Raw genomic sequence first — 23,793 nt, forward strand, 5'->3', positions numbered from 1 at the left:
CACGCCGAGCGTCCGCATCTGCACGGCATAGGCCTCCGTCCGCGGCGATGGCGGGGGCGGGCATTGGTTCAGCACGAAGGCCAGCTTCCGCCGCATCCCCAGGCCGACCAGGGCCTGCAGCGTAGGCCCGGCCGCGATGAGATCGAGGCGGGAGGGACGCACCGGCATCAAGACCAAGTCGGCGATCCGCAAGGCGTGGGCGACCCCGGCCATGGCGCCCGCGGTATCGACGACGGCGAGCGTCGCGCCGTCGTCGGCGGCTTGAACGAGGACGTCGTCGAGCTGCCCGATCTCCCAGGGCTGGATGCGGTCGACCGCGACCGAGCCCGTCGCGCGCATCGCCCCCCAGGACGCGAGAGAGCCCTGCGGATCGAGGTCGAGGGCGATCACGCGCTCGCCCGCCTCCGCCGCGGCGACGGCCAACGAGGCTGCGAGCGTCGTCTTGCCGGTGCCGCCCTTCTGCACCGCGACGGCCACGACCCGGGGCCGAAGAAGGCCGCTCCCGATCGGCGGATGCGGGTGGGATCCTTCGAGGGCCATGTGCGTCCCGCCCGTTCGATCTCGATCCATGCGCGGCCCGGTCGTGCTCCGCGGCCGTCCGCGACCTTCGCGGAGGCGAGCGGGGTGGGACCGATTCGCTACAGGAATTCATTCCGCCACTTGTCCGCAGGGAGGTGCTTATGGGAGGATAGTCGGATAGGCCAGCGGTTCTCGCCCGTCGGCCATGCCGAATGCGCACGACCGCCAGCCCGAGGATCCCCACGCATTCAGAGGGTCCGCGCGGCACGCGTCGTTCCCGGATGCGGGCGTGGATCGGATCCGGGATCGCTTGCGGGCCTTGGGCGTTCACCCGGTCCCGGGTGATGGGCTCGGGTCCTTGGAATGCCATGCCGAACCTTCACAGACGCGTCGTCCTCGCGGCCGGCCTCGGCCTGCTCGCGGCCTCGACGGTGCGGGCAGTGGGCGCGGTGGTGCGGGTCGACGATCCGCGGCTCGACGCCCTGATCGATCCCGCCGCCCCGATCCGGACGCTGTTCGACGACGGGCGCTGGTGCGAGGGGCCGTGCTGGGCACCCGGGCTCGGCGGGCTGGTGTTCAGCGACACCAAGGCCAACCGCATCCGCGTGCTCGCCGACGACCGGTCGGTGAAAACCCTGTTCGACCCCTCCGAGAACGGCAACGGCAACACGCTCGACGGGCAGGGGCGCCTGATTACCTGCGAGCACCGCACCCGGCGGGTGGTGCGGCGCGAGCCGGACGGGACGAAGATCGTGCTGGCGGACGCGTTCGCCGGGAGGACGCTGAATTCCCCCAACGACGCGGTGGTCGCCGCCGACGGGGCGGTGTGGTTCACCGACCCGGTCTTCGGCATCACCCAGCCCGAGGAGGGCATCCTGGCCGAGCCCGAGCAGGGCGCGCGCCGCGTCTACCGGATCACCGCGCCGGGCACGCCGGCGGCCAAGGTCGAGGCGATGACCGACGCTCTCGACCAGCCGAACGGCCTCGCCTTCGCACCCGACGGGCGCACCCTCTACGTCAGCGAATCCGGCGCGTCGCTTAACCCCGAGGCCGGCCGGGCCGTGATGGCGTTCTCCGTCGGCGCGGACGGCCGGCTCGGGCCGCCGCGGACCTTCGCGCCGATCGAGGCCGGCGTGCCCGACGGCCTGAAGGTTGACGGCGCCGGGCGGGTCTACGCCGCCTGCGGCGACGGCATCCGCATCTTCGCTCCCGACGGCACGCCGCTCGGCCGCATCGCCACGCCGACGCCGGCCGCGAACCTCGCCTTCGGCGGATCGGACGGGCGGCGGCTGTTCGTCGCCGCCGGCCACGCCATCCTCGCCATCGACCTGCGCGTCGCGCCTCGCGGCTGAAACGGTAAGCTCCATGCCCCTCGTCCGACGCCACCTCCTCGCCGGCGGCCTCGCCGCCCTCGCCCTGCCCGCGGCCGCGGCCGAGACGGGCTCGCCCGCGCCGGGCGGCACCGCGGTCGCGAGCCGGACCGCGCCGCGGATGGAGCTGGCGCTGGCCGCGCACGCGCCCTCGACGCCGACGGGCCTGGCGATCTCGCACGGGGGCCGCGTCTTCGTGATGATGCCCCGCTTCACCGGCAAGGAGACGGTCACCGTCGGCGAGGTGCTGCCCGACGGCTCGGTGAAGCCCTATCCCGACCAGGCCACCAACACCCCCGACGCGGGCCGGCCGCAGGCGACGTTCTTCCACGTTCCGAACGGCGTCTTCGCCCCCGACGACAGCCTGTGGCTGCTCGATTCCGGCCTGCCCGAGGGCAAGGGCGCGCCGGTGCCGGGCGGGGCGAAGCTCGTCCAGATGGACCTGGCGACGAACCGCATCGTCCGCATGATCCCGCTCGAGGCCGGCATCGTGCCGACCTCGTCGCTGAACGACCTGCGCGTCGAGATCAGGCCTGGGCGCCAGCGCGCCTACATCACCGACCAGGGCCAGGGGGAGGACGGGGCGATCCTCGCCGTCGACCTCGCCACCGGCCAGGTGGCGCGGCGGCTGGCCGAGCATGCCAGCACCAAGTCGCAGAAGGGGGTGGTGAAGTTCGTCGAGGAGCGCCCGGTGATGCAGACCAAGGGCGACGGCCCGCCGCAGCACCCGAAGGGCGGCGCCAACGGCATCGCGCTCAGCCCCGACGGCAGCCGCCTGTACTACGCGCCGCTGATGGCGCGCCGGCTGTATTCGGTCGAGACGGCAGGCCTGCTCGACCCGAAGGTTTCGGATGCCGAGGTGGCCGCGACCGTGAAGGACCTCGGCGAGAAGGGGATGACCGGCGGCCTCACCACCGATTCCAAGGACCGGGTCTATCTCAGCCTGCAGGAGCAGAACGCCGTCGGGCGGCGCGACCCCGACGGGACGATCACCGTGATCGCCTCCGATCCGCGGCTGATCTGGGCGGACACGTTCTGGATCACCGCCGACCGCTGGCTCTACATCTCGGCCGCCCAGGTGAACCGCCGGCCCGAGTACAACCACGGCCGCGACCTGCAGGAGCCGCCCTACGCGATCCTGCGGGTGCGGATCGATGCCGACCCGGTCGACGGCCTCGCTCAGTAGCGGCGGCCGGCGCGGGCGGCGTCCACGCTCAAGGGGCCGGCGCCCGCGAAGACGAGGTAGAGGAACACGAAGCAGAACAGGATCGCGGCATCGCCCCCGTTCACCGCCGGAAACGGCGATTTCGGCGCGTGGACGAGGAAGTAGCCCACCGCCATCTGGCCCGACAGCAGGAACGCGACCGGCCGGGTGAACAGCCCGAGGACGATCAGCGTGCCGCCGACCAGCTCGAGCAGGCCCGCGGCACCGGCGAGCGAGAGCAGCTCGGGCGCCGGCATCGTCCGCGGCGGAAGCCCGAGCAACTTCTGCGTGCCGTGCTGCAGGAACACGAGGCCGGTCACCGCGCGCAGCAGCGACAGGGCGTAGGGCGCGTAGCCGTTCAGGCGCGGGACGAGCGAGTTCATGGGCGGACCGGTCTCCGACGCTTCGGGGAGGCACCATCGCGAGGACTTCGCCCCGCCTGTCAAGCTTTCGCATTTGCGGAACGGGACGCCGCCCGCGCGCCCGCGCCGGTTCAGGAGATGCCAACCGGCGCGTGCAACGCTTCCGGCCTGGGGCGACGCTCGGGGGAACGATGCCGCTGTTTCCGGTCTCGACGACGGCGGCGCTCGCGGTGACGATGATCGCGAAGCACGTCGCCTTCGGCGTCCCGCTACGAACCGCCCCGATGGCACGGGCCAAGGAGCGTGCGGCGGGCGGACCGGAGCCGTTCTCCGCCCGAGCGGGCACGCTCGGCATCGCGTGGGCGGTGGCGCCGCGGCTGTGGCGGCCGGCGCTGGTCGACGTCGCGATCCTTATCGGATGTCGACCGCATTCGAGGCGGTCGTCGCCCGCCGCACCGGCTCGCCCGCCTGCGCGGTCCGGTTCCGGCGGCTGCGCGGCTTCGGCCCGAAGCACGGGCCGACCGGTCCCGGTCTCGTGGGCGCCGTCCTCAGCCTCCGATCCGGCGCTCTGCCGGATCGTCCCCCGCGCTCGAAGGACCGACGCCATGACCTCGGGTCTTCCGTCGGGGCCCCCAGGGAGCGGACGGACAGGCCCTGACACGGTGCCGGAGTCGCGGCCCGCGGTGGTTCCCAAGCGTCGCCGGACCGGTCACAACGGACCGATCGCGCCGCCGGCCTCCACGGGCCGGGGCGCTCCGGCGAGTCCCGAGGTTCCATCCGTGCCCCTGCCCCGCGTCGTCGCGTTCTCGGCGAGCATCAACCGGCCCTCGCGCACCCGCACGCTCGTCGAGGCGATCGGCGCGCAGCTCGGCCGCCATCGCCGCATCGACCTGAGCGTGATCGACCTGATCGATGCCGGGCCGGGCCTCGGCGCGCTCACGCGCGACGGCCTCCCGCCGGCGGCCGAGGCGCTGGTCGCGGCGATCGAGGGGGCCGACGCGCTGATCGTCGGGACGCCGGTCTACAAGGGCGCCTATTCCGGCCTGTTCAAGCACGTGTTCGATTTCGTCGACGCCGAGGCCCTCGTCGGCATGCCGGTGGCGCTCGCCGCCACGGGGGGCGGCCTGCGCCATGCGCTGGTGGTCGAGCACTCGCTCCGGCCGCTGTTCGGGTTCTTCTCCGCGCACATCGCGCCGACCTCGGTCTATGCCGGCGGCGACGAGATCGCGGACGGCGTCGTCGCCGACGCGACCGTGGCCGCGCGCATCGAGGCGGCAGGACGCGAACTCGACGCGCTGCTGAAGGTGTCGCGCGGGGCCGACCGGGAGAAGGCGCCGGCGGCGTGAGCCTCAGGCCGTGACGCTCAAGCCTTGTCGAGCGCCGCGGCGATCGCGCTGATCACCCGCGGGTCGGTCGGCTCGACCTGGGTCGCGAAGGCGGCGGCCAGCGTTCCGTCGCGGGCCACGAGGTACTTGTGGAAGTTCCAGCGCGGGGTCTCGCCGGGCTTCTCCAGCGCCGCCCATTGGTAGAACGGGTGGGCGCCCGGCATCTTCACCCGCGTCTTGGCGGTGAGCGGGAAGGTGACGCCGTGGTTCTTGCGGGCGGCCTCGGCGATGGCGGCGCCGTCGAGGGGCTCCTGGTTGCCGAAATCGGGCGAGGGCACGCCGATCACCGTCAGCCCGCGTTCCTGGAAGCGGGTCCACAGCGTCTGCAGCCCGGTAAGCTGCCCGGCATAGCCGCAGGCGGTGGCGGTGTTGACCACCAGGATCGGCCGCCCGGCATAGGCCGAGAGCGGCATCGCCCCGCCCTCCGGCCCGTCGAAGGCGAAGGCGGTGGCGCGCGTCCCGGCATCGAGGGCGTGGGCGCTGCCGGCGGCGGCACCCATGGCCGCACCGAGGAGGGTGAGGGCTTCGCGGCGGAGCAGGGTCATGGGCGGGTACGGCCTCCGGAGCGATCGCGGGCTCGGCCCACGACCAGATGGCGCACGCGGCCGCGAGGTCCAGAGCGGGCCCCGCGCGTTTTCCGGAGCCGGCGCACCACGCGGGCACGGTGGAACCTTCTGATGCGGCGGGCCTTTTGCGGGGGAGCTTCACTGTAGACCCCGGGCCGGATCGGGCTCGGGGCGACGATGGAAAGACGAGACGCGATGCGCAGCCTGATTGCCGGAACGGTCCTCCTCACCCTGGGCACGACCGCCCTGGGACCGAGCCTCGCGCTCGCGCAGACGTCGTCCCCGACCACGGCCGCGCCGGGCACCCAGGCCGTGCCGCCCGAGAAGCCGGCGACGGCCTCGCCGGATGCGCCCAAGCCCGACTCCGTCAAGCCCGACGTCGTCAAGCCCGATCCGGCGAAGCCCGACGCGTCGGCGGCGCCGATGAAGCCGGTCGAGGCGGTGCCGGGGCAGCCCGCGACCTTCACCGACAACCTGCGGCCGACCTTCGTCGCGCAGTCGCCCGACGACATGGTCAGCTCGAAGCTCGTCGGCCAGACCATCATCAACGGCGCCAACGAGACCATCGGCGAGATCGCCGACGTGGTGATCGGCTTCGACGGCAAGGTGAAGGCCTGGGTCGTCGGCGTCGGCGGCTTCCTCGGGATCGGCACCAAGTACGTCGCGGTCGACCCGAGCGCGATGCATCTGCAGCGCGTCGACGGCAAGGCGCTGCGGGCGATGATCAACACCGACAAGGACCAGCTCCGCGCGGCGCCGGAATACATCTACCTCGGCAAGGAGAAGCCGAAGGACGATGCCGGCAAGGCGGACGCTGCCAAGTAAAGGCCCGTCGCGAGCAGCGGACGAGCCCGGCGGCGGCCAGCCTCAGGGCGCGACCCGGCGGAGCACGAAGGCGACGCCGGTCTCCGGGTCGCGCCGCCAGGTTCCGTCGCCGGCGGGCACGAGGTTCACCACGTGCCCGCGCTTGGCCACCAGGGTCATGCGGCCTTCGCTCGTGCGCCACGTCGCCGGATCGAACACCTCGATCCCGCTGTCGCGGCAGCCCGGGAGGAGGCGCACCGGCGCACCCGGCCCGTCGCCGAGATCGAGGCGGCAGACGTCGCGGTTGAGCAGGCGGTCGAGCGCGTAGATCCCCGCCGGCGCCCCGGGCCCCGGGGCCGACCGCGGAGCTTGCGCCGGCACCGGATCGGGCGCGGCGTCGGGCGGCGCCGCGGCGATTGCCGTCGGGTCGAGGGGGCTCGACGCACGCATCGCCGCGATCTCGAGGGGCACCAGGCTGTAGCTCTCGCCCGCCTCGGCGGTGGCGACGTAGCTGCGCTGGTCGGGCCGCTTGGCGAAGGCCAGCACCGGGCGGACGTTGCGGTCGACGAGGCGGACGACGCCGTCGGCGAAGAGCCAGCCGGCGACCGCGCCCACCACCGGCACCGACCGCCGGCACCCGGCCGGGAAGTACACCTTCTGCCCGGCCTCGCCGGATTCGGAGGCCAGCGTCATCACGCAGCGCCGGTTGGTGCCGTCGCGCGAGAGGTCCCAGGTGCCGGGCACGCCGCCGCGCCCCTCGGGCAGGGTGATCGCGAAGGGTGCGGGCGCGGCCGGAGGCTCGGATGCAGGCACGGCCGGAGGAGCGGACGGGGCGGGAGCGTCCTGCCCGGCGGCCGCGCCGACCAGCGCGACCCAGGCCCCGGCGGCCAGCCGCAGGGCGGCTTTGTTCCGGGCCGGATTCATGCCCGGGCGCCCGCTGCCGGCCAGGGCGTCTCCGCCACCGGCGTGAGCGGCCCGCGGCCCTCGAACCACGAGATCAGGTTGTCGACGACGAGTTGCCCCATGGCGGCGCGGGTCTCGTGCGTGCCCGATCCGACATGCGGCAGCAGCACCACCCGGTCGAGGGCGACGAGCCGCTCCGGCACGTGCGGCTCGGCGGCGAAGACGTCGAGGCCGGCCGCGTGGATCGTGCCGGCCTCCAGCGCCGCGACCAGCGCCGCCTCGTCCACCACGCTGCCGCGGGCGACGTTGATCAGGATGCCCTCCGGCCCGAGGGCGGCGAGCACCGCGGCATCGACCAGGCCGTCCGTGCCGGCGCCGCCCGGCGCCACCACCATCAGCACGTGGACGGCCTGCGCCAGCCCGACCAGGGTCGGATGATAGGCGTAGGGCACGTCGCCTTGCGGGCGCCGCCCGTGATAGGCGACCGCGACGCCGAAGCCTTCGAGCCGCCTCGCGATCGCCCGCCCGATCCGCCCGAGCCCGAGGATGCCGACCCGGCGCCCGCGCAGCGACGCGGTGAGCGGGAACGGCTTCTCCGGCCAGCGCCCGGCGCGCAGATACCGGTCCGCCTGCGGGATCTGCCGCACCGTGGCGAGCAGCAGGCCGATCGCCAGGTCCGCGACCTCGTCGGTGAGCACGTCCGGCGTGTTGGTGACGACGACGCCGCGCCGCCCGGCCTCGGCCGCATCGATGGTGTCGTAGCCGACCCCGAAATTGGCGACGATCTCCAGGTTGGGCAGACGGTCCAGCAGCGGCCCGTCGACCACGGCCTGGGCGTTGACCGCGAGGCCGCGGATGCGCGGGCCGACCTCGGCGAGGAACGCGTCGCGGTCGGTCGCGGCGTCGAGCCGATGCAGGTCGAAGGCGGGCGTCAACGCCTCGGCGACGCTCGCGAGCATCGGCTTCAGCATCAGGAGTTCGGGTCGAAAACTCAAAGGTCGGCTCCTGGCGCCGTCGGGGCGTGGTTCCGGCGCGATGATGGGCGCCCCATGCGGTGGCGACAAGGCCGTACGGGCCGCGCGGCTCCGGGTCCAGGCTATCCCATCTCGTCGATCATCTGGTCGTCGCGCGCGTCGACCAGGCGGCGCAGCGCCGTGAGGGCGCGGCGCAGGTCGTCGCGCGGCGGCGCGGCGAGCGCGAGCCTCACGGCGTTCGGGGCATGCCCCGGGACGATGGCGAAGGCCGAGGCCGGCGTGATGGCGATGCCCTGCCGCAGGGCCGCCGCCGCGTAGGCCTCGGCGCGCCAGGTCTCGGGCAGGTCGAGCCAGAGATGATAGGCGCAGGGGTCGCCGCCGATCGACAGGTCGCCCAGGCAGTCGCGGGCCAGGTTCTGCCGCGCGACCGCATCCGCGCGCTTGACCACGGCGAGCCGCGCGGCGGAGCCGTCGCCCATCCAGTAGGTTCCGGCGGCGAGCGGAAACCCGGTCGCGGCCCATCCGCCCTGGCGGACGGAGGCCGAGAGGCGGTCGGTCCAATCGGGCGGCGACGCAATCAGGCCGACCGTCAGCCCCGGCATGACGCGCTTCGACAGGCTGTCGATCACGATCGTCCGGCCCGGCGCCCGGGCCGCCAGCGGCACCGCATCCGACAGGAAGCTGTAGACCGCGTCCTCGATCGCGACGAGGCCTGTCTGGGCCAGCACCGCCGCGATCTCGGACCGGCGATGCGGCCCCATGGTGAGGCCCAGGGGGTTCTGCAGGGTCGGCTGGAGGTAGAGGCCGCTCAAGGGGGCGGCACGATGCGCCTGCAGGATCGCGTCGGGCCGGATGCCCTCCGCGTCGAGGGCGAGCGGGACGAGGGCGATCCCGAGGCGGGCGGCGATGCCCTTCACCACCGGATAGGTCAGCGGCTCGCAGCCGATGCGGTCCCCGGGCCGCGCCAGCGCCGCCAGGACCGCGGCCAAGCCCTGCCGCCCGTTCCCGGTGAACAGGACGCCGTCGGGATCGGGGGCGAAATCGCCGCGTGCGAGGAAGCGGGCGGCGACGGCCCGCGCCCGGGGCGTGCCCGCCGGTCCGTACTGGTTCAGGGCCGCGCCCGTGGCGCCGGCCCGCGAGAGGGCGGCCAGCCCCTCGGTCAGCACGACGTCCTGTTCCGGCAGGTTGGAATGGGTACGCTGGAGGTCGACCGCGCCCGGGGCCGGCTCCGGCTGCATCCGGACCGGAGCGCTCAGGTCCGAGCGGACGTAGGTGCCGCGCCCGACCTCGCCGAGGGTGAGGCCACGCCGGGCCAGCTCGGCGTAGACGCGGCTCGCCGTCGAGACCGCGATGCCGCGCTCGTAGGCGAAGGCGCGCTGCGGCGGCAGGCGATGGCCCGGCTTGATCTGCCCGCTGGCGATCTCCGCCGCGACCGCGTCGGCGACGCTCCGATAATCGGTCATACGCCAAATTGATCCGAGGCCAATAAACACATTGAACCGAGGTTCGTATCGGTTCAATCCTGCCCGGGCAATCCCGGCCGGATCGCTTTCCCCTCCCCGCTTCGGACCGCTGATCATGCCCGCCGTCACGTCCCTACCCCAGTCGCCACCTGCCTCCGACCGCTGGCGGATCTTCGGTCTCGATCCGTCCGTGGTGCGGACCTGGATTCGGCGCCACCGGGCGCGCCGCGAACTCGCCGGCCTGCGGGACGACCAGCTTCGCGACGCCGGCCTCGACCGCCGTGCCGTCCGCGCGGAGGCCGACAAGCCGTTCTGGCGGCCGTGACCGGAGGCGGCCGGGCGCCACCCCTGCAGCCGATGCCGGTCAGCCATTTGCGGCGGCCGGCCGGCGAGCACTTCCGAAATCGCGTTTCGAACCTTACTAAAGACCTCCGCGCCGGCTAGAGGCCGGCCACAGACACGCCGCGAAGCGACCAGAGCCATGACGAGCCCGCGCACCCTCTACGACAAGATCTGGGACGACCACGTCGTCGACGTCGAGGCCGACGGCTCGACGCTGCTCTACATCGACCGGCACCTCGTCCACGAGGTCACGAGCCCGCAGGCCTTCGAGGGCCTGCGCGTGGCCGGCCGCACGGTGCGCGCCCCGGAGAAGACGCTGGCGGTGGTCGACCACAACGTCCAGACCTCGGACCGCTCCAAGGGCATCGAGGACCCGGAGAGCCGGATCCAGCTCGAGGCGCTGGCGCAGAACGTCCAGGATTTCGGCATCGAGTTCTACGACGCGCTCGATCGCCGCCAGGGCATCGTCCACATCATCGGCCCCGAGCAGGGCTTCACCCTGCCCGGCCAGACCATCGTCTGCGGCGACAGCCACACCTCGACGCATGGCGCGTTCGGGGCGCTGGCCCACGGCATCGGCACCTCGGAGGTCGAGCACGTGCTCGCCACGCAGACGCTGCTGCAGAAGAAGGCCAAGAACATGCGCGTCACCGTCGACGGCGCGCTGCCGGCCGGCGTCAGCGCCAAGGACATCGTGCTCGCGATCATCGGCGAGATCGGCACCGCCGGCGGCACCGGCCACGTCATCGAATATGCGGGCGAGGCGATCCGCGCGCTGTCGATGGAAGGCCGGATGACGATCTGCAACATGTCGATCGAGGGCGGCGCGCGCGCCGGCCTCGTCGCGCCCGACGCCACGACCTACGCCTATTGCGAGGGCCGGCCGATGGCGCCGAAGGGCGAGGCCTTCGCACGGGCCCGCGCCTATTGGGAGAGCCTCGTCAGCGACGAGGGCGCGCATTTCGATCGCGAGGTCCGGCTCGACGCCGCGAGCCTGCCGCCGATCGTGAGCTGGGGCACGAGCCCCGAGGACGTGATCTCGGTGCTGGGCTCGGTGCCCGATCCGGCGACGATCCTCGACGAGAACAAGCGCGCCTCGAAGGAGAAGGCGCTGTCCTACATGGGGCTGACGCCGGGCACCAAGATCACCGACATCCCCCTCGACCGGGTGTTCATCGGCTCCTGCACCAACGGCCGGATCGAGGACCTGCGCATCGTCGCCAAGATGGTCGCGGGCCAGAAGGTCCACGCCGGCGTCTCGGCGATGGTGGTGCCGGGCTCCGGGCTGGTGAAGGCACAGGCCGAGGCCGAGGGGATCGACGCGGTGCTGAAGGCCGCCGGCTTCGACTGGCGCGAGCCGGGCTGCTCGATGTGCCTCGGCATGAACGCCGACCGCCTCAGCCCGAACGAGCGCTGCGCCTCGACCTCGAACCGCAACTTCGAGGGCCGCCAGGGCCATCGCGGCCGCACCCACCTCGTCTCCCCGGCCATGGCTGCGGCGGCGGCGGTGGCGGGCCGCTTCGTCGACATCCGGGCTTGGCCGAAGGGGTAGGCACGTCGGCAGGTTCGCGCGCGACCTCCCCTCCCCCCTCTGCGGGGGAGGAAGAAGCCCGTCCTCAGAACTCCATGTCGAGCTCTTCGATCTCCTCCGGCTCCTCGGCGGCGGCCTCCGCCCACTCGACCATCAGCGGCCAGTGCAGGATCGCGTCGCGGTAGGCGGTGGCGCGCGGCGGCAGGGTCACGTCGTAGGTGCGGAAGCGGGTGCAGACCGGGGCGTACATCGCGTCGGCCAGCGTCGGGCGCTCGCCGAACAGGAACGGGCCCTCGTAGCGGGCGAGGCAATCGTCGAAGATCGTGACGATGCGCTCGATGTCGCCCCTGGCGCCGTTGAACACCCGGAAGCGCGGGTGGAAGGCCTTCAGGTTCATCGGCAGGGCCGAGCGCAGGTTGATGAACCCGCCATGCATCTCGCCGCTGATCGAGCGGCAATGCGCCCGCGCGGCGGCGTCCTTCGGCAGGAAGCCGGCTTCGGGGAAGGTCTCGTTGAGGTATTGCGCGATCGCCAGCGTGTCCCACACCACGATGCCCTCGTGGTGCAGGCGGGGCACGAGGAACGAGGGCGACAGGTGGAGGAGCTCGGCGCGGGAGGTCTCGTCGCCGCCGGGCAGCACCTCGGTCTCGAAGTCGAGACCGGCCATCTTGCAGATCAGCCAGCCGCGAAGCGACCACGACGAGTAGTTCCGGCTCGAGATGGTGAGAGTCGCCGTGGCCATGCGCGTTCCCCTTCGCGGGTTCTTCTCGCGAAAGACGGATCCAAGACTCGTGCCGTTTCGGACGCGTCGTCTCGAATCCGCCAGCGTGCATCATGGGCCGGACGTTCGGGAGACGCCACGGCGCGCGGATCACTCCCGGCGGAGCAGCGCCGCGACGTCGGCCTCCTCGGCGGCGGACAGGCCGCGCTCCGGCGCCGGCGCCTTCCGGCGCGACAGGCGCCAGATGCCGAAGCCGCCGAGCAGCACCGCGAGCAGCGGCGTCAGCCACAGCAGGACGGTGTGCAGGGCCAGGACCGGGCGCAGCAGCACGAACTCGCCGTAGCGGTTCACCACGTAATCCTCGACGCCCTGGTTGGTGTCGCCGGCCTTGAGCCGCTCGCGCACGATCAGCCGCAGATCCTTGGCCAGCGGCGCATCCGAATCGTCGATCGACTGGTTCTGGCAAACCAGGCAGCGCAGGCCCGACGAGATGTCCCGCGCGCGATGCTCGAGGGCGGGGTCCTTCAGCACCTCGTCCGGCTGCACGGCTTGGGCCGCGGTCGCCCCCCCGAGCACGAGGCCGGCGAGCAGGACGGGGCGGAGGGCGCGCGCGGGGCTCATTCGGCCGGGACCGCGTGCGGGGGAACCGGCTTGAGCTTGGCGCGGGCGGGCGCCCCGACGCGCATGCGCCGGTCGGTCAGCGACAGGCCGCCACCGAGGGCCATCACCACAGCGCCGAGCCAGATCAGCAGCACCAGCGGCTTGTAGTACAGCCTCAGGCCGATGCTGCCGTCGGGCGCGATCTCGCCGAGGCTGGCATAGACCTGGCTCACGCCGCGGGTGAGCAGGCCCGATTCCGTCACCGTCATCTTGCGGCTCGGGTAGAAGCGCTTGCCGGTGTCGACCCGGCCGATCTCGTCGCCGGCCTTGTTGCGGATGGTGAGGAAGGCCGCGACCTCCTCGTAGTTCGGGCCGGGGCGCGGCGCGACGCGATCGAGCGTCGCGACGTAGGGGCCGGTGGCCAGCGTCTGGCCGGGCTTCAGGGTGGCGAGGCCCTCGGTGGCCCAGCCCTGCGCCGCGATGCCGAGCACCACCACGCCGACGCCGGCATGGGCGATGGCCGTGCCCCAGGCCGAGCGCGGCAGGCCGAGCGCCCGGCGCCAGACCACGCCGACCGCGCGGGTGCGGCTGCTGCCGTATCCGCGGGCCCGCGAGACGATCTCCAGGACGGAGCCGACGATGAGGTAGGCGCCCAGTCCCACGCCGACGGGCGCCATCGCCGGGCCGCCCCAGGTCCAGGCCAGGGTGCCGAGGCCGATCGCCAGGGCGAGGCCCAGCGCGGCGAACAGGCGCTGCGAGGCGGCGAGCGCGTCGCCGCGCTTCCAGGCCAGCGTCTGCCCGAACGGCACGATCAGCAGCAGCGGGATCGCCAGCGGCACGAAGGTGTAGTTGAAGAACGGCGGCCCGACCGAGATCTTCTCCGCCGTCAGCATCTCGAGCAGCAGCGGGTAGAGCGTGCCGACCAGCACGGTGGCGCAGGCGGCCACCAGGAACAGGTTGTTCATCACCAGCGCGCCCTCGCGCGAGATCGGCGCGAACAAGCCGCCCTGCCGCAGCATCGGGGCGCGCCACGCGAACAGCGTCAGCGAGCCGCCGATGAACAGGATCAGGATCGCGAGGATGAAGATGCCGCGGGTCGGGTCGGTGGCGAAGGAATGCACCGAGGTGAGCACGCCGGAGCGCACGATGAAGGTGCCGAGCAGCGAGAGCGAGAAGGTGAGGATTGCGAGCAGGACCGTCCAGACCTTCAGCGCGTCGCGCTTCTCCATCACAACGGTCGAGTGCAGGAGCGCCGTGCCGGCGATCCACGGCATCAGCGAAGCGTTCTCGACCGGGTCCCAGAACCACCAGCCGCCCCAGCCGAGCTCGTAATAGGCCCAGTAGCTGCCCATCGCGATGCCGAGCGTCAGGAAGCTCCAGGCGGTCAGCGTCCACGGGCGCACGGCGCGGGCCCAGACGGCGTCGATGCGCCCGTCGATCAGCGCGGCGATGGCGAAGGCGAAGGTGATCGAGAAGCCGACATAGCCGACGTAGAGCAGCGGCGGATGCACCGCGAGGCCGAAATCCTGCAGCAGCGGGTTGAGGTCGTTGCCCTCCACCGGCGCCGGCACCGCCCGCGTGAACGGGTTCGAGGTGGTGATCACGAACAGCACGAAGACGAAGGTGATGAAACCCTGCACCGCCAGGGTGTTGGCCCGCAGCACCGGCGGCACCGAGTCCCGCGCCACCGACACCATCGCGCCGAACAGGGTGAGGATCAGGATCCAGAGGAGCATCGAGCCCTCGTGGTTCCCCCAGACGCCGGAGAGCTTGTAGATGAACGGCTTCGTCGTGTGCGAGTTCTCGACCACGTTCTGGACCGAGAAGTCGGACGTGGCGTGGGCGTAGGTCAGCGCGGCGAACGCGAACAGCACGCAGGCGAAGGCGCCGAGCGCGGCCGGCGTCGCCACCTGCCGCAGGGCGGCGTCGCCCGAGCGGGCGGCCCAGATCGGCATCACCGACTGGACCAGGGAGAGCGCCAGCGCGAGCGCCAACGCGAAATGTCCGACCTCGACGATCAAGCGGCGGTTCCTCGAGTCAATGACATCGGTTTTCGGCGTTCGGACATCGGTTTCAGCGCTCGGTGCGCGGTCCGAGGTTCGGGGGCGCGGCGTCGGCGGCCTTCGGCGGGTCCATTCTCACGGAGCCCTTGCCGTCCTTGCCGCCCTCCTGCCAGCGCCCCTGCGCCTTGAGCGCGTCGGCGACCTCGCGCGGCATGTAGGATTCGTCGTGCTTGGCCAGCACGGTGTCGGCGCGGAAGATGCCGCCCGGCTCGAGCGTCCCCTCGGCGACCACGCCCTGCCCCTCGCGGAACAGGTCGGGCAGAAGGCCGGTATACTGGACCTGGACGGTGGCGTTGGTGTCGGTCACGGCGAAGTCCACCGTCTGGTTCGGCCCGCGCCGGAGCGAGCCGTCCTTGACCAGGCCGCCGAGGCGGAAGCGCGTGCCCGGCCCGACGCCCTGTGCCGCCACCTCGCTGGGGGAGCGGAAGAACACGATCGAGCCGCTCATCGCCGACAGGATGAGCCCGACGGCGAGCGCCAGGACGGCGCCGCAAGCGGCGATCAGGATCAGGCGGCGGCTCTTGCGCGTCACGAGTGGGTCCGTCCCCGGCGGGTTGGTCCGGCCCCGGTGCCGACCTCACGGAGGTCGGCCCGGTGCGGGACCGTCCTCATTCTTGTCCCTCGGATGTCGGACGCGACGCGTCCCGGGTCAAGTCGCCCGTGCCGGGACAGATCGTCAGGGGCGGACCGGAAGGCCGAGCTCCTTGGCCAGGGTGTCGAGCTTCTCGGCCGCGCCCGGGTCGGCGGCGAGCGCCATCCGCGCGCGGCTCAGGACTTTGCCGGCCTGCTCGGGATCGCCGAGGGCGCTGTAGGAGCGCACCAGGCGCTGCCACTCGTCGACGCTGCCGCCCTTGGCCGCGAGCCGGCGATCGAGGCCGGCGACCATGCCGCGGATCGCGGCGTCGCGCTCGGCCGGCGGCATCGCCGACACCGCGGCGGCCGCCGATTCGGTCTCGGCGCGGGATTCGGGTGTCGTGGCGTTCAGGGCGGCCGGAGGCGCGGCGCTGCGCCCATCGCGCGCCATGCCGTCGGCCGGCCTGCCGGACAGGCCGAGGTCGCGCGCGCCCGCTTCCAGGCTCGCGAGCGCCGCGGGATCGGACTTCAGCGCGACGCGGGCGCGTTCCAGCACCGCCTGCGCCCGCTCGGGCTCGCCGAGCACGCCGCGGGAGCGGGCGAGCCGCAGCCACTCGTCGGCGCTGCCGCCCTTGGCCGCGAGCCGCTCGTCGAGGCCGTCGACCATGCCCTGGATCGCGGCGCGCTGCTCGGGCGGCAGCCCGGCGGCGGATTTCGACGGCGTCCCGGACATTTGCGGTGCGGGCTCGCCCTTGAGCCGCGCCAGGTTCTCGCGCACCAGCCCGAGCCAGGGCGCGTCGGCCGGGCTCGTGTCGTTCAGGGCGGTGAGCTGGCGGATCGCTTCGGCCGTGTCGCCGTTCTGCTCGGCGGCACGGGCGAGGTAGAAGCGGGGCTTGGGCGCCTTCGGGTCGAGGGCGAGGGCGCGGGTGAGGGCAGCCTTGGCCTCCTCGGGCACGATGCCGTTGCCGGCCGCGACCATCGCCTCGCCCCAGTCGGACAGGGATTCGGCAGTCTCGCCCTTGATCCGGACGATCGCCGCGTAGGCCCGCGCGGCATCCTCGAACCGCCCGAGCCGCATGTAGACCGGCGCCAGCACGGCCCAGCCCCGCGCGTCGTTCGGGTCGGCGGCCAGCCGCGCCTCGATCTGGCCGACGGCCTTCATCAGGTCCTGCGCGCCCGACTGCACCGCCTGGCGGTCGGCCGGCGTCTGGGCCGGCAGGTCGGGCGAGCCGTAGAGGCCGTAGGCGAGCAGGGCGACCAGGGGGATCGTCGAGAGCGCGAAGGCCGAGGCCGCGCGGCGCTGGCGCAGGCGCGGCTCGGCCACGCTCGCCTCTCCGGGGCCCGGCGCGCGGCTCGCGCGCAGGAGCCGGCGGGCGGCCTCGGTGCGAGCGGATTCCGCCTCCGCCGGGGCGATCAGCCCACGATCGAGGTCGCGCTCGATCTCGGCGAGCTGGTCCTCGTAGAACGCCGTCTCGGTGACGGTGCCGGCCGCATCGGGGACGATGGCGACGCGGCGCGACATCGGCCAGAGCAGGGCCAGGACGGCCGCGGCGGTCATGCCCGCCAGAATGAACCAGATCGCCGTCATCGCACCTTCGAAGCGGTCCCGGTTCGCGCAAGGCGAGGCCGCGGCCGCTCCATCCCTTCGATTGATAAGACGGCCCCCGCTGGAGCCGAATGGCCGTGCCGCCGATAGTAGAGAGCGGGCACGGGCGGCACGATGCCCGCCCTCGGCGTCACGGTGTCACGCAAGTTTTTCGCGATGACAAGGGCGGACGGGACGAGAGCAAACAGGGCAAGGGCGACGGGACGGGAGCGACGGGGCGGGGGCGGCCGCCGCCACGGCCGCAGGGCTCAATGCCCGGCGGCGCCCTTGGGCACGTCGCCCGGCACCTCGAGCACGGCGCGCAGGCCGCCGAGCGCCGCCTGCTCGAGGCGGAAGCGGCCGCGATAGAGCGTGGCGAGGTCGGCGACGATCGAGAGGCCGAGGCCGGAGCCGGGCTTCGATTCGTCCATCCGCCGCCCGCGCCCGAGCACCGCCGAGCGCGCCTCCTCCGGCAGGCCGGGGCCGTCGTCCTCGATCGCCACGAGAAGGTGGGGATAATCGTGGGCATCTACCGCCTCGGCCCGGATCGCGACGCGGCCGGCCGCCCATTTCGAGGCGTTGTCGACGAGGTTGCCGACCATCTCCTCGAAATCCTGGCGCTCGCCGCGGAAGCGCAGGCCCGGCGGCACGTGGACCTCGTAGGCGATGTCCTTGTCGCGATAGATCTTCCCGAAGGTCCGCACCAGGCCGGCGAGCGCCGGCTCGACGTCGGTCGAGGTCCCGAGCGTGCCGGCGAGCGCGGCGGCGCGCGCCCGGTCGAGGTGGTAGTTCACCTGGTCGCGCATCACCGCCGCCTGCTCGCGGATCTTCTCAGCGAGGTCGGCCGGGGCGTCGGAGGCGCCGACCTCGTTGACGATGATCGAGAGCGGCGTCTTGAGCGCGTGGGCGAGGTTGCCGACCTGGGTGCGGGCGCGCTCCAGGATCTCGCGGTTGGTCTCGATCAGGAGGTTCACCTCGCCGGTGAGCGGGGCGATGTCGCGCGGATAGGTGCCGGTGATCCGGTCGGCCTCGCCGCGCCGGATCGCGCCCAAGGCCGCGCGCATCTTCTTCAGCGGCGCCAGGCCGAAGCGGATCTGCAGCAGGGTCGTCAGCGCGAGCGACAGGCCGAGCAGGCCGAAGGTCATGAACAGGGAATTTCGGAAGCGCTCGACGTCGTTGACGATCTCGTCGGCGGGGCCGGCGACGCGCACGGTGTAGCGCCCGTCCTCGCCGAGGTCGACGTCGCGCTCGATGATGCGGAGCAGCCGGTCGTCCTGCGCCCGCCCGTAGCCCTGGCGGATCTGCCCGACCCCCGCCTTGCCGTCGGGATCGGTGGCCGGCTTCAACGGCACGCCGACCAGGGAGCGCGAGGTGCGCAGGTCCCGCGGCCGGGCGTCGGGCTTGCCGACCTGCCAGTACCAGCCCGACAGCGGCAGGTCGAAGCGCGGGTCGCCGAGCGTGAAGGCCCGGCTCTCGGTGTCGCTCGGGGTGACGAGGTCGGTGGCGAGGTTGTTGGCGAAGACCAGCAGCCGGCTGTCGAAGGCCCGCTCGGTGGTCTCGCGATACAGCGTCGTCAGGATCCAGGCGGCGATCAGCAGGATCGCGGAGCTGGCGAGCAGCGCCGAGACGGCGAGCCGCACGGCGATCGAGCGACGGCGGAGCGAGAACAGGCTGAGGACGGCGTTCATGGGTGGCGCATGCTGCGGCACGGGCGGCGGGACCGACCACCGGGTGGGATACCGTGATCCGGCTCGGCGGGAAGGCTTCCCCTCGAGCCGACATGACGGTCGCGCTCGGTCGTAGCCCGCTCCGTCACACCCGTGCCGGCGGCTGGCTCGGGTCGACCAGGTAGCCCAGCCCGCGCACCGTCTGGATCAGGTCCACCGCGAGCTTCTTCCGCAGGCGGCCGACGAACACCTCGATGGTGTTCGAATCGCGGTCGAAATCCTGGTCGTAGAGATGCTCGGTCAGCTCGGCGCGGGAGACGACGCGGCCGGTGTGGTGCATCAGGTAGGAGAGCAGCCGGTATTCGTGGCTCGTCAGCTTGATCGGGTTGCCGTCGACGAACACCCGCCCCGAGCGGGTGTCGAGGGTGACGGGGCCGCAGGCGATCTGGCTGGTGGCGTGGCCGGCGGCGCGGCGGAGCAGCGCGCGGACGCGCGCCATCAGCTCCTCCATGTGGAACGGCTTGGTGACGTAGTCGTCGGCGCCGGCATCGAACCCGTCGACCTTGTCGGACCAGCGGTCGCGCGCGGTGAGGATGATGACGGGGGTCTTGATCCCGGCGCGGCGCCACTTCTGCAGGACGCTGACGCCGTCGGCCTTGGGCAGCCCCATGTCGAGGATGATCGCGTCGTAGGGCTCGCTCTCGCCGAGGTAGCCGCCCTCCTCGCCGTCGAAGGCCTTGTCGGCGACGTAGCCCGCCTCCTCCAGCGCGCTGACCACCTGCCGGTTGATGTCCCGGTCATCCTCGACCACGAGCAGACGCACGGATCACCCTCCCTCGAGCGACGGCCTTCCCGGCCGTCAGTACTGGCCCGCCACCTGGCCGGTCTTGGCGTCGACCATCACGTGCACGAAGTGGCCGTCCCGACGCAAGGCGGTCAGCATGTAGACGAGGCCGTCGGCGTGGCGGCACAGGCTCGCCCGCTGGATCTCGGCCCGCGGGATCACCGTGCGCGCGGCCTTGATCGCCGTCACCGGCGCGATCACCCGGCGCTCGGACACCTCCTCGCGCATGTCGGCGGGCGACAGGCACTCCTCGACCCGCAGCTGCGGCGGGCCGGGCGCGGCGACGGCCGGGGCCGCCTCTCGGGTCTCCTCCGCCGATATGCCGAGGCCGCCCGCCGCAAGGGCCGCGGCGGTCAGGCAGATCGCTGCGAGGGCGAGGGGGTAGCGCATGGGGAGGGACTGTCGGCCCGAGGCACTGAATGCGCCCTGAATGCCGCCGGCCGCGGACCCATGGCCGGGGCCGTGCGGGCGGAGGGTGGCTCGGGCGGCGGCGGGTCTCATCGAAGGTCCGTGGGAAGCTGCGAAGCGTTACGGCCGAGAACCGCAGCGGTTCCATCGCGCCCCGTGCGATCCACGGGGATGCGCGTCCGGCCGCCGCCGGACGGAGCGAGGATCGGCGACGAAGAGGCCACGCGCGACGACTGTCGAACGCCGAGGCCGTCGGTAGTTTATACGCGAACCCGCCCAACGAAGACGCAGGTGGCGCCCGAAGCGGCGGCCGAAGACCGCAAACGACCCAGCGCACCGCGGAACCAAGTTTGTAAACCGATTATTCTATTTTGAGTTGTATTCATCATGCGCGGCGGCTTCGGCCGCCCGCGTGAGGCGGGACCCGTCATGGCGATCGATCCGAACCACCTGTCGCAGACCGCGACGCTGACCTTCGCCGAGGAGTTCGACGCGTTCACGCCGTGGAACGGCACGACGGGCCTCGACACGGTCGGGGCGCCGCAATGGTCGACGAAGGTCCGCGCGACCGGGACGATGCCATACAACGATGAATTGCAATATTACGTCGCCGGCGCGGACGGCGCCGCGGGCGGCACGGCCGGCCTGCCCGACCCGTTCCAGGTCTCCGACGGCGCGCTGACGATCTCCGCCGCGCCGGCCGCCCCCGACATCCAGGGTTCGATCGAGGGGCAGACCTACACGTCGGGGATGATCAACACCTACCACAGCTTCAGCCAGACCTACGGCTACTTCGAGATCCGCGCGCAGCTCCCCGCGGCCCACGGCATGTGGCCGGCGTTCTGGATGCTGCCCGCGGATGGGAGCTGGCCGCCGGAGCTCGACGTGATGGAGATGGTCGGCGGCGACCCGAACACCCTGCGCAACACCGTCCACAGCCAGGTCTCGGGCAGCCAGCGGGTCGACGCGACGCATTACCTGGACGAGGCGAACGTCGCCGTGCCGGACATGACGTCGGGCTTCCACACCTACGGCGTCGACTGGGAGCCCGACACCATCACCTGGTACTACGACGGGCACCCGACCTTCCAGGCCGCCACGCCGGCCGATCTCGACAAGCCGATGTACCTGATCGCCAACCTCGCCGTTGGCGGGGCCTGGGCCGGCGACCCGGACGCGGCGTCGGCGCAGATGACGATCGATTACATCCGGGCCTATGCGAGCGCGCCGACCGCGGCGTCGCCGAGCGACACCTTCCACTTCCGCGACGCGAGCACCGGCGACGACCTCTACACGACGAGCGCGAGCGAACGGGCCTACGTCGCGCAGAACCTGCCGTCCTACACCGCGGAGGGCGTGGCCTGGATGGCGCCCGCCGCGAGCGCGGACACGGTGGACGTGTTCCGCTTCGTCGATACGCGGACGGGCGAGCACTTCTATACGGCGAGCCCCACGGAGCGCGACCACATCGACGCGATGATGCCGAGCTTCCACGACGAGGGCGTGGCGTTCCAGGCCTATGCCGACCCGGCGCTGGCCGGCGCCGACGCGCTGACGGTGCAGCGCTTCCTCGACACCGCGACCGGCGAGCACCACTACACGGCCGGCACCGCCGAGACGGCGGCCTTCGAGAAGGCCCAGGCCGGCGGCAGCTGGGTTCACGAGGGGGCGGCCTTCACGGTGCACGCGCCGTCGCCCGGAATGCTGGACCTGTGACCCCGCCGCAGGTCACCCGGAACGGGGTGATCGCGTCCGGCTGGCGCTGGCGGAAGACGGTGCGCTGAAGCCAGTTGCAGGCGGCCGACGGGCTCTCGACCAGGATCGCGGGGCCGCAGGGGAAGTCGGCCGGGATCTCGGTCTCGATGGTCTGGGGCCGGCCGTCGCGGTCCCAGGGCGGCGCATCGAAGGCGATCTCGGGGAGCATCACCCGGCGCCCGTCGGCGCCGAGGCTCTGCAGGCGGCGCGTGACGTGAAGCGCGCATTCGGCGCCGTAGGCGATCACCCGCGTCTGGCGCAGGGCGCCGCCGGGCGCGACCTCGGGCGTCAGCAGGTCCGTCGAGCGGACGCGGTAGGGCCAGTGCCAGTCGCCGGCGGTGTAGGAGACGAAGGCGCACAGCGCCAGGAACAGGCTCCCGCCGACCGCGTGGTAGAGCCGGGTGAGCCAGCGGTCGAGGGCGGCGCTCATCGCAGATCTCCCCGGAACAGCCGCCAGATCTGGCGGACGAGCGGCAGCCGGTCGATCCCGAACTGCGCCAGCGCGAAGGCCGTGACGGCGACGGCGACCGCCGCATGCTTCATCCGCCGGTAGTACCGGGCCAGCGCCCGCCGCTCGATCCGGTCGTCGATCACCGCGTCGAGGGCGGCGAGGCGGTCCGGCGTCTGGTGCCGGATGAAGCTGCGCCACTCGGTGCCGAACCGGACGACCAGCCGGTCCTCGTCCGGCTCGGTCGCGGCACGCTCGGCGTAGGCGCGGCGGATCAGGGTCTCGCCGAGGCCGTCGTCGGGGGGCGGCAGCACCCGGCCGACGCCCTCGCCGATCGCCGCGAGGGCCGCCCGGCGGCAGGCGGGGTCGCGCTCCGCCGGGCTTCGTGGTGTCGCGTCCATGCCGTCCCTCCGCGGATGCCAGCGTGTCGTTCGAGCACCCGCGCGGGCGTCCCGGCCGCGGACGGGGCCGTCGCTCCGGCGCTATCGCGCCGCGAGGCCGGCGGCGGCGAGGGCCGGCGCGAGCGTGTTGGCGGCGGTCGCGCGGTCTTCCAGCGCGAGGCGGCGGAACACCTTCTCGGCGATGCCGGGCAGGCCGCCGGCGGCCTTCACGACGAAGCCCGGCACCTGGTCGGACGCCCGCTGCACGGCCGCGGCGATGACGGCCGAGCCGACCGGCACGGTGAGCACCTGCCCCTTGGCGGCGCCGGCCACCGCGTTGAGCGCGTAGTCGGTGACCCGGCGGACCATGCCCTCCACGACGGACTTCGACAGGACGTAGCCGAGCAGCGGCGCGAACCGGGCGATCAGCCCGGTCGCCAGGGCGACGAGGAGCGGCGTCAGCACCGCCTGCGCCGTCGTGGCGAAGCCGACGATCCAGTCGCCCCAGGGCAGCACGACGGCGCCCCCCGCCGCGGCGAGGGCGGGCGGGGCCGCGAGGCCGATCGAGAGGGCACCGGCGAGCACCGGCGCCGCGGAGAAGCGGGACATGGTCGAATCCTTCGGCTGGGGTTGCGCGGCTGGACCCGGCCGGCACGGGATCTGGGATCGGGCGCGGCGGATCAGGCCGGGGCCTTCGCCGGCGCGGCCGCCGCGGCGAGCCAGGCCTCGATCCGGTGCCGCAGCCGCGCGAGCCGACCCGGCCGCGGCACGGTCGGCACCAGGACCGGGGTCGCGACGCCCGGGTCCGTGACCGCGGCGACGGGGGCCGCGATCCGGAGCCGCGCGGCGTTCACGGTCGGGCGCGGCAGGGCGACGGCGTAGGCGGTGACGAGCTGCTCGGCCTCGGCGCGGCGGCGGGGCAGGATCGCCGCGGGCTTGCGCCACAGCAGCAGCGCGTCGGCGGCACCGGCCGCGTCGCCGGCGTTGATCCGTCTCAGGCCGGTCGAGCCGGCGAAGGCCGCCGGGCCGATGTTGTAGCAGAGCGAGACGAGGGCATCGAAGGCGTGCGGCCCGACCGCCGCCGTCAGGCCGTCGCGGACCGCGGCGACGTAGGCCGCGACGTCGCGCGCGAAGATCGCGTCGCACTCGGCCGCGGTGATCGCGAGGCCGGGGACGACGCGGGGGCGCCCCGCCGCGGAGGTGTGGCCGACGCCGATGGTCCAGACGCCGACGGAATCGCGGTAGGCCGTCAGCCGCCGTCCCTCGCGCGCGATGAGGCACGCCTCGCCGATGGGGGTGAGATTCATGGGGATCTCCGGGGCGGGG

24 protein-coding genes and 1 pseudogene are annotated in these 23,793 nt (G+C 73.0%); 7 read left to right on the top strand and 18 right to left on the bottom strand.

The annotated features are described in order from the left end of the window. Positions 1–282 precede the first annotated feature (282 nt). Positions 283–570 (bottom strand): annotated as a pseudogene (locus MKK55_RS29385) (AAA family ATPase); the annotation flags it as partial. Positions 571–887: 317 nt separating this feature from the next. Here MKK55_RS29385 and MKK55_RS19705 point away from each other — a divergent pair. Together MKK55_RS19705 and MKK55_RS19710 are read left to right on the top strand one after the other, a co-directional pair. After that, the gene (locus MKK55_RS19705; RefSeq protein ID WP_243937261.1) at positions 888–1,871 is read left to right on the top strand and encodes an SMP-30/gluconolactonase/LRE family protein; all 984 of its coding nucleotides are present in this window, start codon (positions 888–890) and stop codon (positions 1,869–1,871) included. A gap of 13 nt (positions 1,872–1,884) precedes the next feature. After that, the gene (locus MKK55_RS19710) at positions 1,885–3,075 is read left to right on the top strand and encodes an SMP-30/gluconolactonase/LRE family protein (RefSeq protein ID WP_243937262.1); all 1,191 of its coding nucleotides are present in this window, start codon (positions 1,885–1,887) and stop codon (positions 3,073–3,075) included. Here the strand turns inward: MKK55_RS19710 and MKK55_RS19715 are convergent. Further along, positions 3,069–3,476: a DoxX family protein gene (locus tag MKK55_RS19715; RefSeq protein WP_147842910.1), complete on the bottom strand. Its 408-nt coding sequence runs from the start codon at positions 3,474–3,476 to the stop codon at positions 3,069–3,071. The two genes, MKK55_RS19710 and MKK55_RS19715, sit on opposite strands and share 7 nt — an antisense overlap. A gap of 758 nt (positions 3,477–4,234) precedes the next feature. Here MKK55_RS19715 and MKK55_RS19720 point away from each other — a divergent pair. Further along, a complete protein-coding gene (locus tag MKK55_RS19720) occupies positions 4,235–4,801 on the top strand; it encodes an NAD(P)H-dependent oxidoreductase (protein WP_409566093.1) in 567 nt (188 codons plus the stop codon). A 17-nt stretch (positions 4,802–4,818) separates the two neighbouring features. Here the strand turns inward: MKK55_RS19720 and MKK55_RS19725 are convergent, their stop codons facing one another. After that, on the bottom strand, positions 4,819–5,385 hold the full coding sequence (locus tag MKK55_RS19725) for a glutathione peroxidase (protein ID WP_243937263.1): 567 nt from the start codon (positions 5,383–5,385) through the stop codon (positions 4,819–4,821). A gap of 216 nt (positions 5,386–5,601) precedes the next feature. On the opposite strand from MKK55_RS19725, the gene MKK55_RS29230 reads away from it, so the two are divergent. Continuing rightward, on the top strand, positions 5,602–6,231 hold the full coding sequence (locus MKK55_RS29230; RefSeq protein WP_313898976.1) for a PRC-barrel domain-containing protein: 630 nt from the start codon (positions 5,602–5,604) through the stop codon (positions 6,229–6,231). 42 nt (positions 6,232–6,273) lie between these two features. On the opposite strand, the gene MKK55_RS19735 is transcribed toward MKK55_RS29230, so the two are convergent. The 3 genes from MKK55_RS19735 to MKK55_RS19745 form a co-directional block, all read right to left on the bottom strand. Continuing rightward, on the bottom strand, positions 6,274–7,134 hold the full coding sequence (locus tag MKK55_RS19735) for an AprI/Inh family metalloprotease inhibitor (RefSeq protein WP_243937264.1): 861 nt from the start codon (positions 7,132–7,134) through the stop codon (positions 6,274–6,276). Further along, entirely contained in the window at positions 7,131–8,084 is a 954-nt protein-coding gene (locus MKK55_RS19740) for a 2-hydroxyacid dehydrogenase (RefSeq protein ID WP_243937321.1), read from the bottom strand. The genes MKK55_RS19735 and MKK55_RS19740 overlap by 4 nt, the downstream gene beginning before the upstream one ends. 125 nt (positions 8,085–8,209) lie before the next feature. Continuing rightward, complete coding sequence (locus tag MKK55_RS19745; RefSeq protein WP_243937266.1) at positions 8,210–9,550, bottom strand: PLP-dependent aminotransferase family protein; 1,341 nt, start codon at positions 9,548–9,550, stop codon at positions 8,210–8,212. A gap of 115 nt (positions 9,551–9,665) precedes the next feature. Here MKK55_RS19745 and MKK55_RS19750 point away from each other — a divergent pair, with 115 nt between their 5' ends. Both MKK55_RS19750 and leuC read left to right on the top strand, forming a co-directional pair. Further along, on the top strand, positions 9,666–9,875 hold the full coding sequence (locus MKK55_RS19750) for a DUF1127 domain-containing protein (RefSeq protein WP_243937267.1): 210 nt from the start codon (positions 9,666–9,668) through the stop codon (positions 9,873–9,875). Between the two features lie 156 nt (positions 9,876–10,031). Continuing rightward, the gene (leuC, locus tag MKK55_RS19755) at positions 10,032–11,444 is read left to right on the top strand and encodes a 3-isopropylmalate dehydratase large subunit (protein WP_243937268.1); all 1,413 of its coding nucleotides are present in this window, start codon (positions 10,032–10,034) and stop codon (positions 11,442–11,444) included. A 64-nt stretch (positions 11,445–11,508) separates the two neighbouring features. Here leuC and MKK55_RS19760 read toward each other — a convergent pair whose 3' ends face one another. The 8 genes from MKK55_RS19760 to MKK55_RS19795 form a co-directional block, all read right to left on the bottom strand. Next, positions 11,509–12,165, bottom strand: a complete 657-nt coding sequence (locus tag MKK55_RS19760; protein WP_147728451.1) for a glutathione S-transferase family protein — start codon at positions 12,163–12,165, stop codon at positions 11,509–11,511. Positions 12,166–12,294: 129 nt separating this feature from the next. Next, on the bottom strand, positions 12,295–12,765 hold the full coding sequence (locus MKK55_RS19765) for a cytochrome c-type biogenesis protein (RefSeq protein ID WP_147842915.1): 471 nt from the start codon (positions 12,763–12,765) through the stop codon (positions 12,295–12,297). Further along, positions 12,762–14,765 carry a heme lyase CcmF/NrfE family subunit gene (locus tag MKK55_RS19770; RefSeq protein WP_147842916.1) on the bottom strand — a complete coding sequence of 668 codons (2,004 nt, stop codon included), beginning with the start codon at positions 14,763–14,765 and terminating at the stop codon, positions 12,762–12,764. The genes MKK55_RS19765 and MKK55_RS19770 overlap by 4 nt, the downstream gene beginning before the upstream one ends. A gap of 52 nt (positions 14,766–14,817) precedes the next feature. After that, positions 14,818–15,339 carry a cytochrome c maturation protein CcmE gene (ccmE, locus tag MKK55_RS19775; protein ID WP_243937269.1) on the bottom strand — a complete coding sequence of 174 codons (522 nt, stop codon included), beginning with the start codon at positions 15,337–15,339 and terminating at the stop codon, positions 14,818–14,820. Between the two features lie 144 nt (positions 15,340–15,483). Continuing rightward, positions 15,484–16,968, bottom strand: coding sequence for a c-type cytochrome biogenesis protein CcmI (gene ccmI, locus MKK55_RS19780; RefSeq protein ID WP_243937270.1), 1,485 nt, complete (start codon positions 16,966–16,968; stop codon positions 15,484–15,486). 266 nt (positions 16,969–17,234) lie between these two features. Further along, on the bottom strand, positions 17,235–18,653 hold the full coding sequence (locus MKK55_RS19785) for a sensor histidine kinase (RefSeq protein ID WP_147729508.1): 1,419 nt from the start codon (positions 18,651–18,653) through the stop codon (positions 17,235–17,237). Between the two features lie 124 nt (positions 18,654–18,777). Further along, a complete protein-coding gene (locus MKK55_RS19790) occupies positions 18,778–19,455 on the bottom strand; it encodes a response regulator transcription factor (RefSeq protein ID WP_147729507.1) in 678 nt (225 codons plus the stop codon). A 36-nt stretch (positions 19,456–19,491) separates the two neighbouring features. Further along, a complete protein-coding gene (locus MKK55_RS19795) occupies positions 19,492–19,866 on the bottom strand; it encodes a PepSY domain-containing protein (RefSeq protein WP_147844218.1) in 375 nt (124 codons plus the stop codon). A 447-nt stretch (positions 19,867–20,313) separates the two neighbouring features. Here MKK55_RS19795 and MKK55_RS19800 point away from each other — a divergent pair, with 447 nt between their 5' ends. After that, complete coding sequence (locus tag MKK55_RS19800; protein WP_243937271.1) at positions 20,314–21,600, top strand: family 16 glycosylhydrolase; 1,287 nt, start codon at positions 20,314–20,316, stop codon at positions 21,598–21,600. Here MKK55_RS19800 and MKK55_RS19805 read toward each other — a convergent pair. From MKK55_RS19805 to MKK55_RS19820, 4 genes are all read right to left on the bottom strand, one after another. Further along, positions 21,560–22,069 carry a hypothetical protein gene (locus MKK55_RS19805; RefSeq protein WP_243937272.1) on the bottom strand — a complete coding sequence of 170 codons (510 nt, stop codon included), beginning with the start codon at positions 22,067–22,069 and terminating at the stop codon, positions 21,560–21,562. The two genes, MKK55_RS19800 and MKK55_RS19805, sit on opposite strands and share 41 nt — an antisense overlap. Beyond that, positions 22,066–22,488, bottom strand: coding sequence for a hypothetical protein (locus MKK55_RS19810; RefSeq protein WP_243937274.1), 423 nt, complete (start codon positions 22,486–22,488; stop codon positions 22,066–22,068). The genes MKK55_RS19805 and MKK55_RS19810 overlap by 4 nt, the downstream gene beginning before the upstream one ends. 81 nt (positions 22,489–22,569) lie before the next feature. Further along, positions 22,570–23,076, bottom strand: coding sequence for a hypothetical protein (locus MKK55_RS19815; RefSeq protein WP_243937276.1), 507 nt, complete (start codon positions 23,074–23,076; stop codon positions 22,570–22,572). A 71-nt stretch (positions 23,077–23,147) separates the two neighbouring features. Further along, on the bottom strand, positions 23,148–23,774 hold the full coding sequence (locus MKK55_RS19820) for a lysozyme (RefSeq protein ID WP_243937278.1): 627 nt from the start codon (positions 23,772–23,774) through the stop codon (positions 23,148–23,150). Between the last annotated feature and the right edge of the window lie 19 nt (positions 23,775–23,793).

It is taken from the genome of Methylobacterium sp. J-059 (assembly GCF_022829485.1).
Lineage (GTDB): Bacteria > Pseudomonadota > Alphaproteobacteria > Rhizobiales > Beijerinckiaceae > Methylobacterium.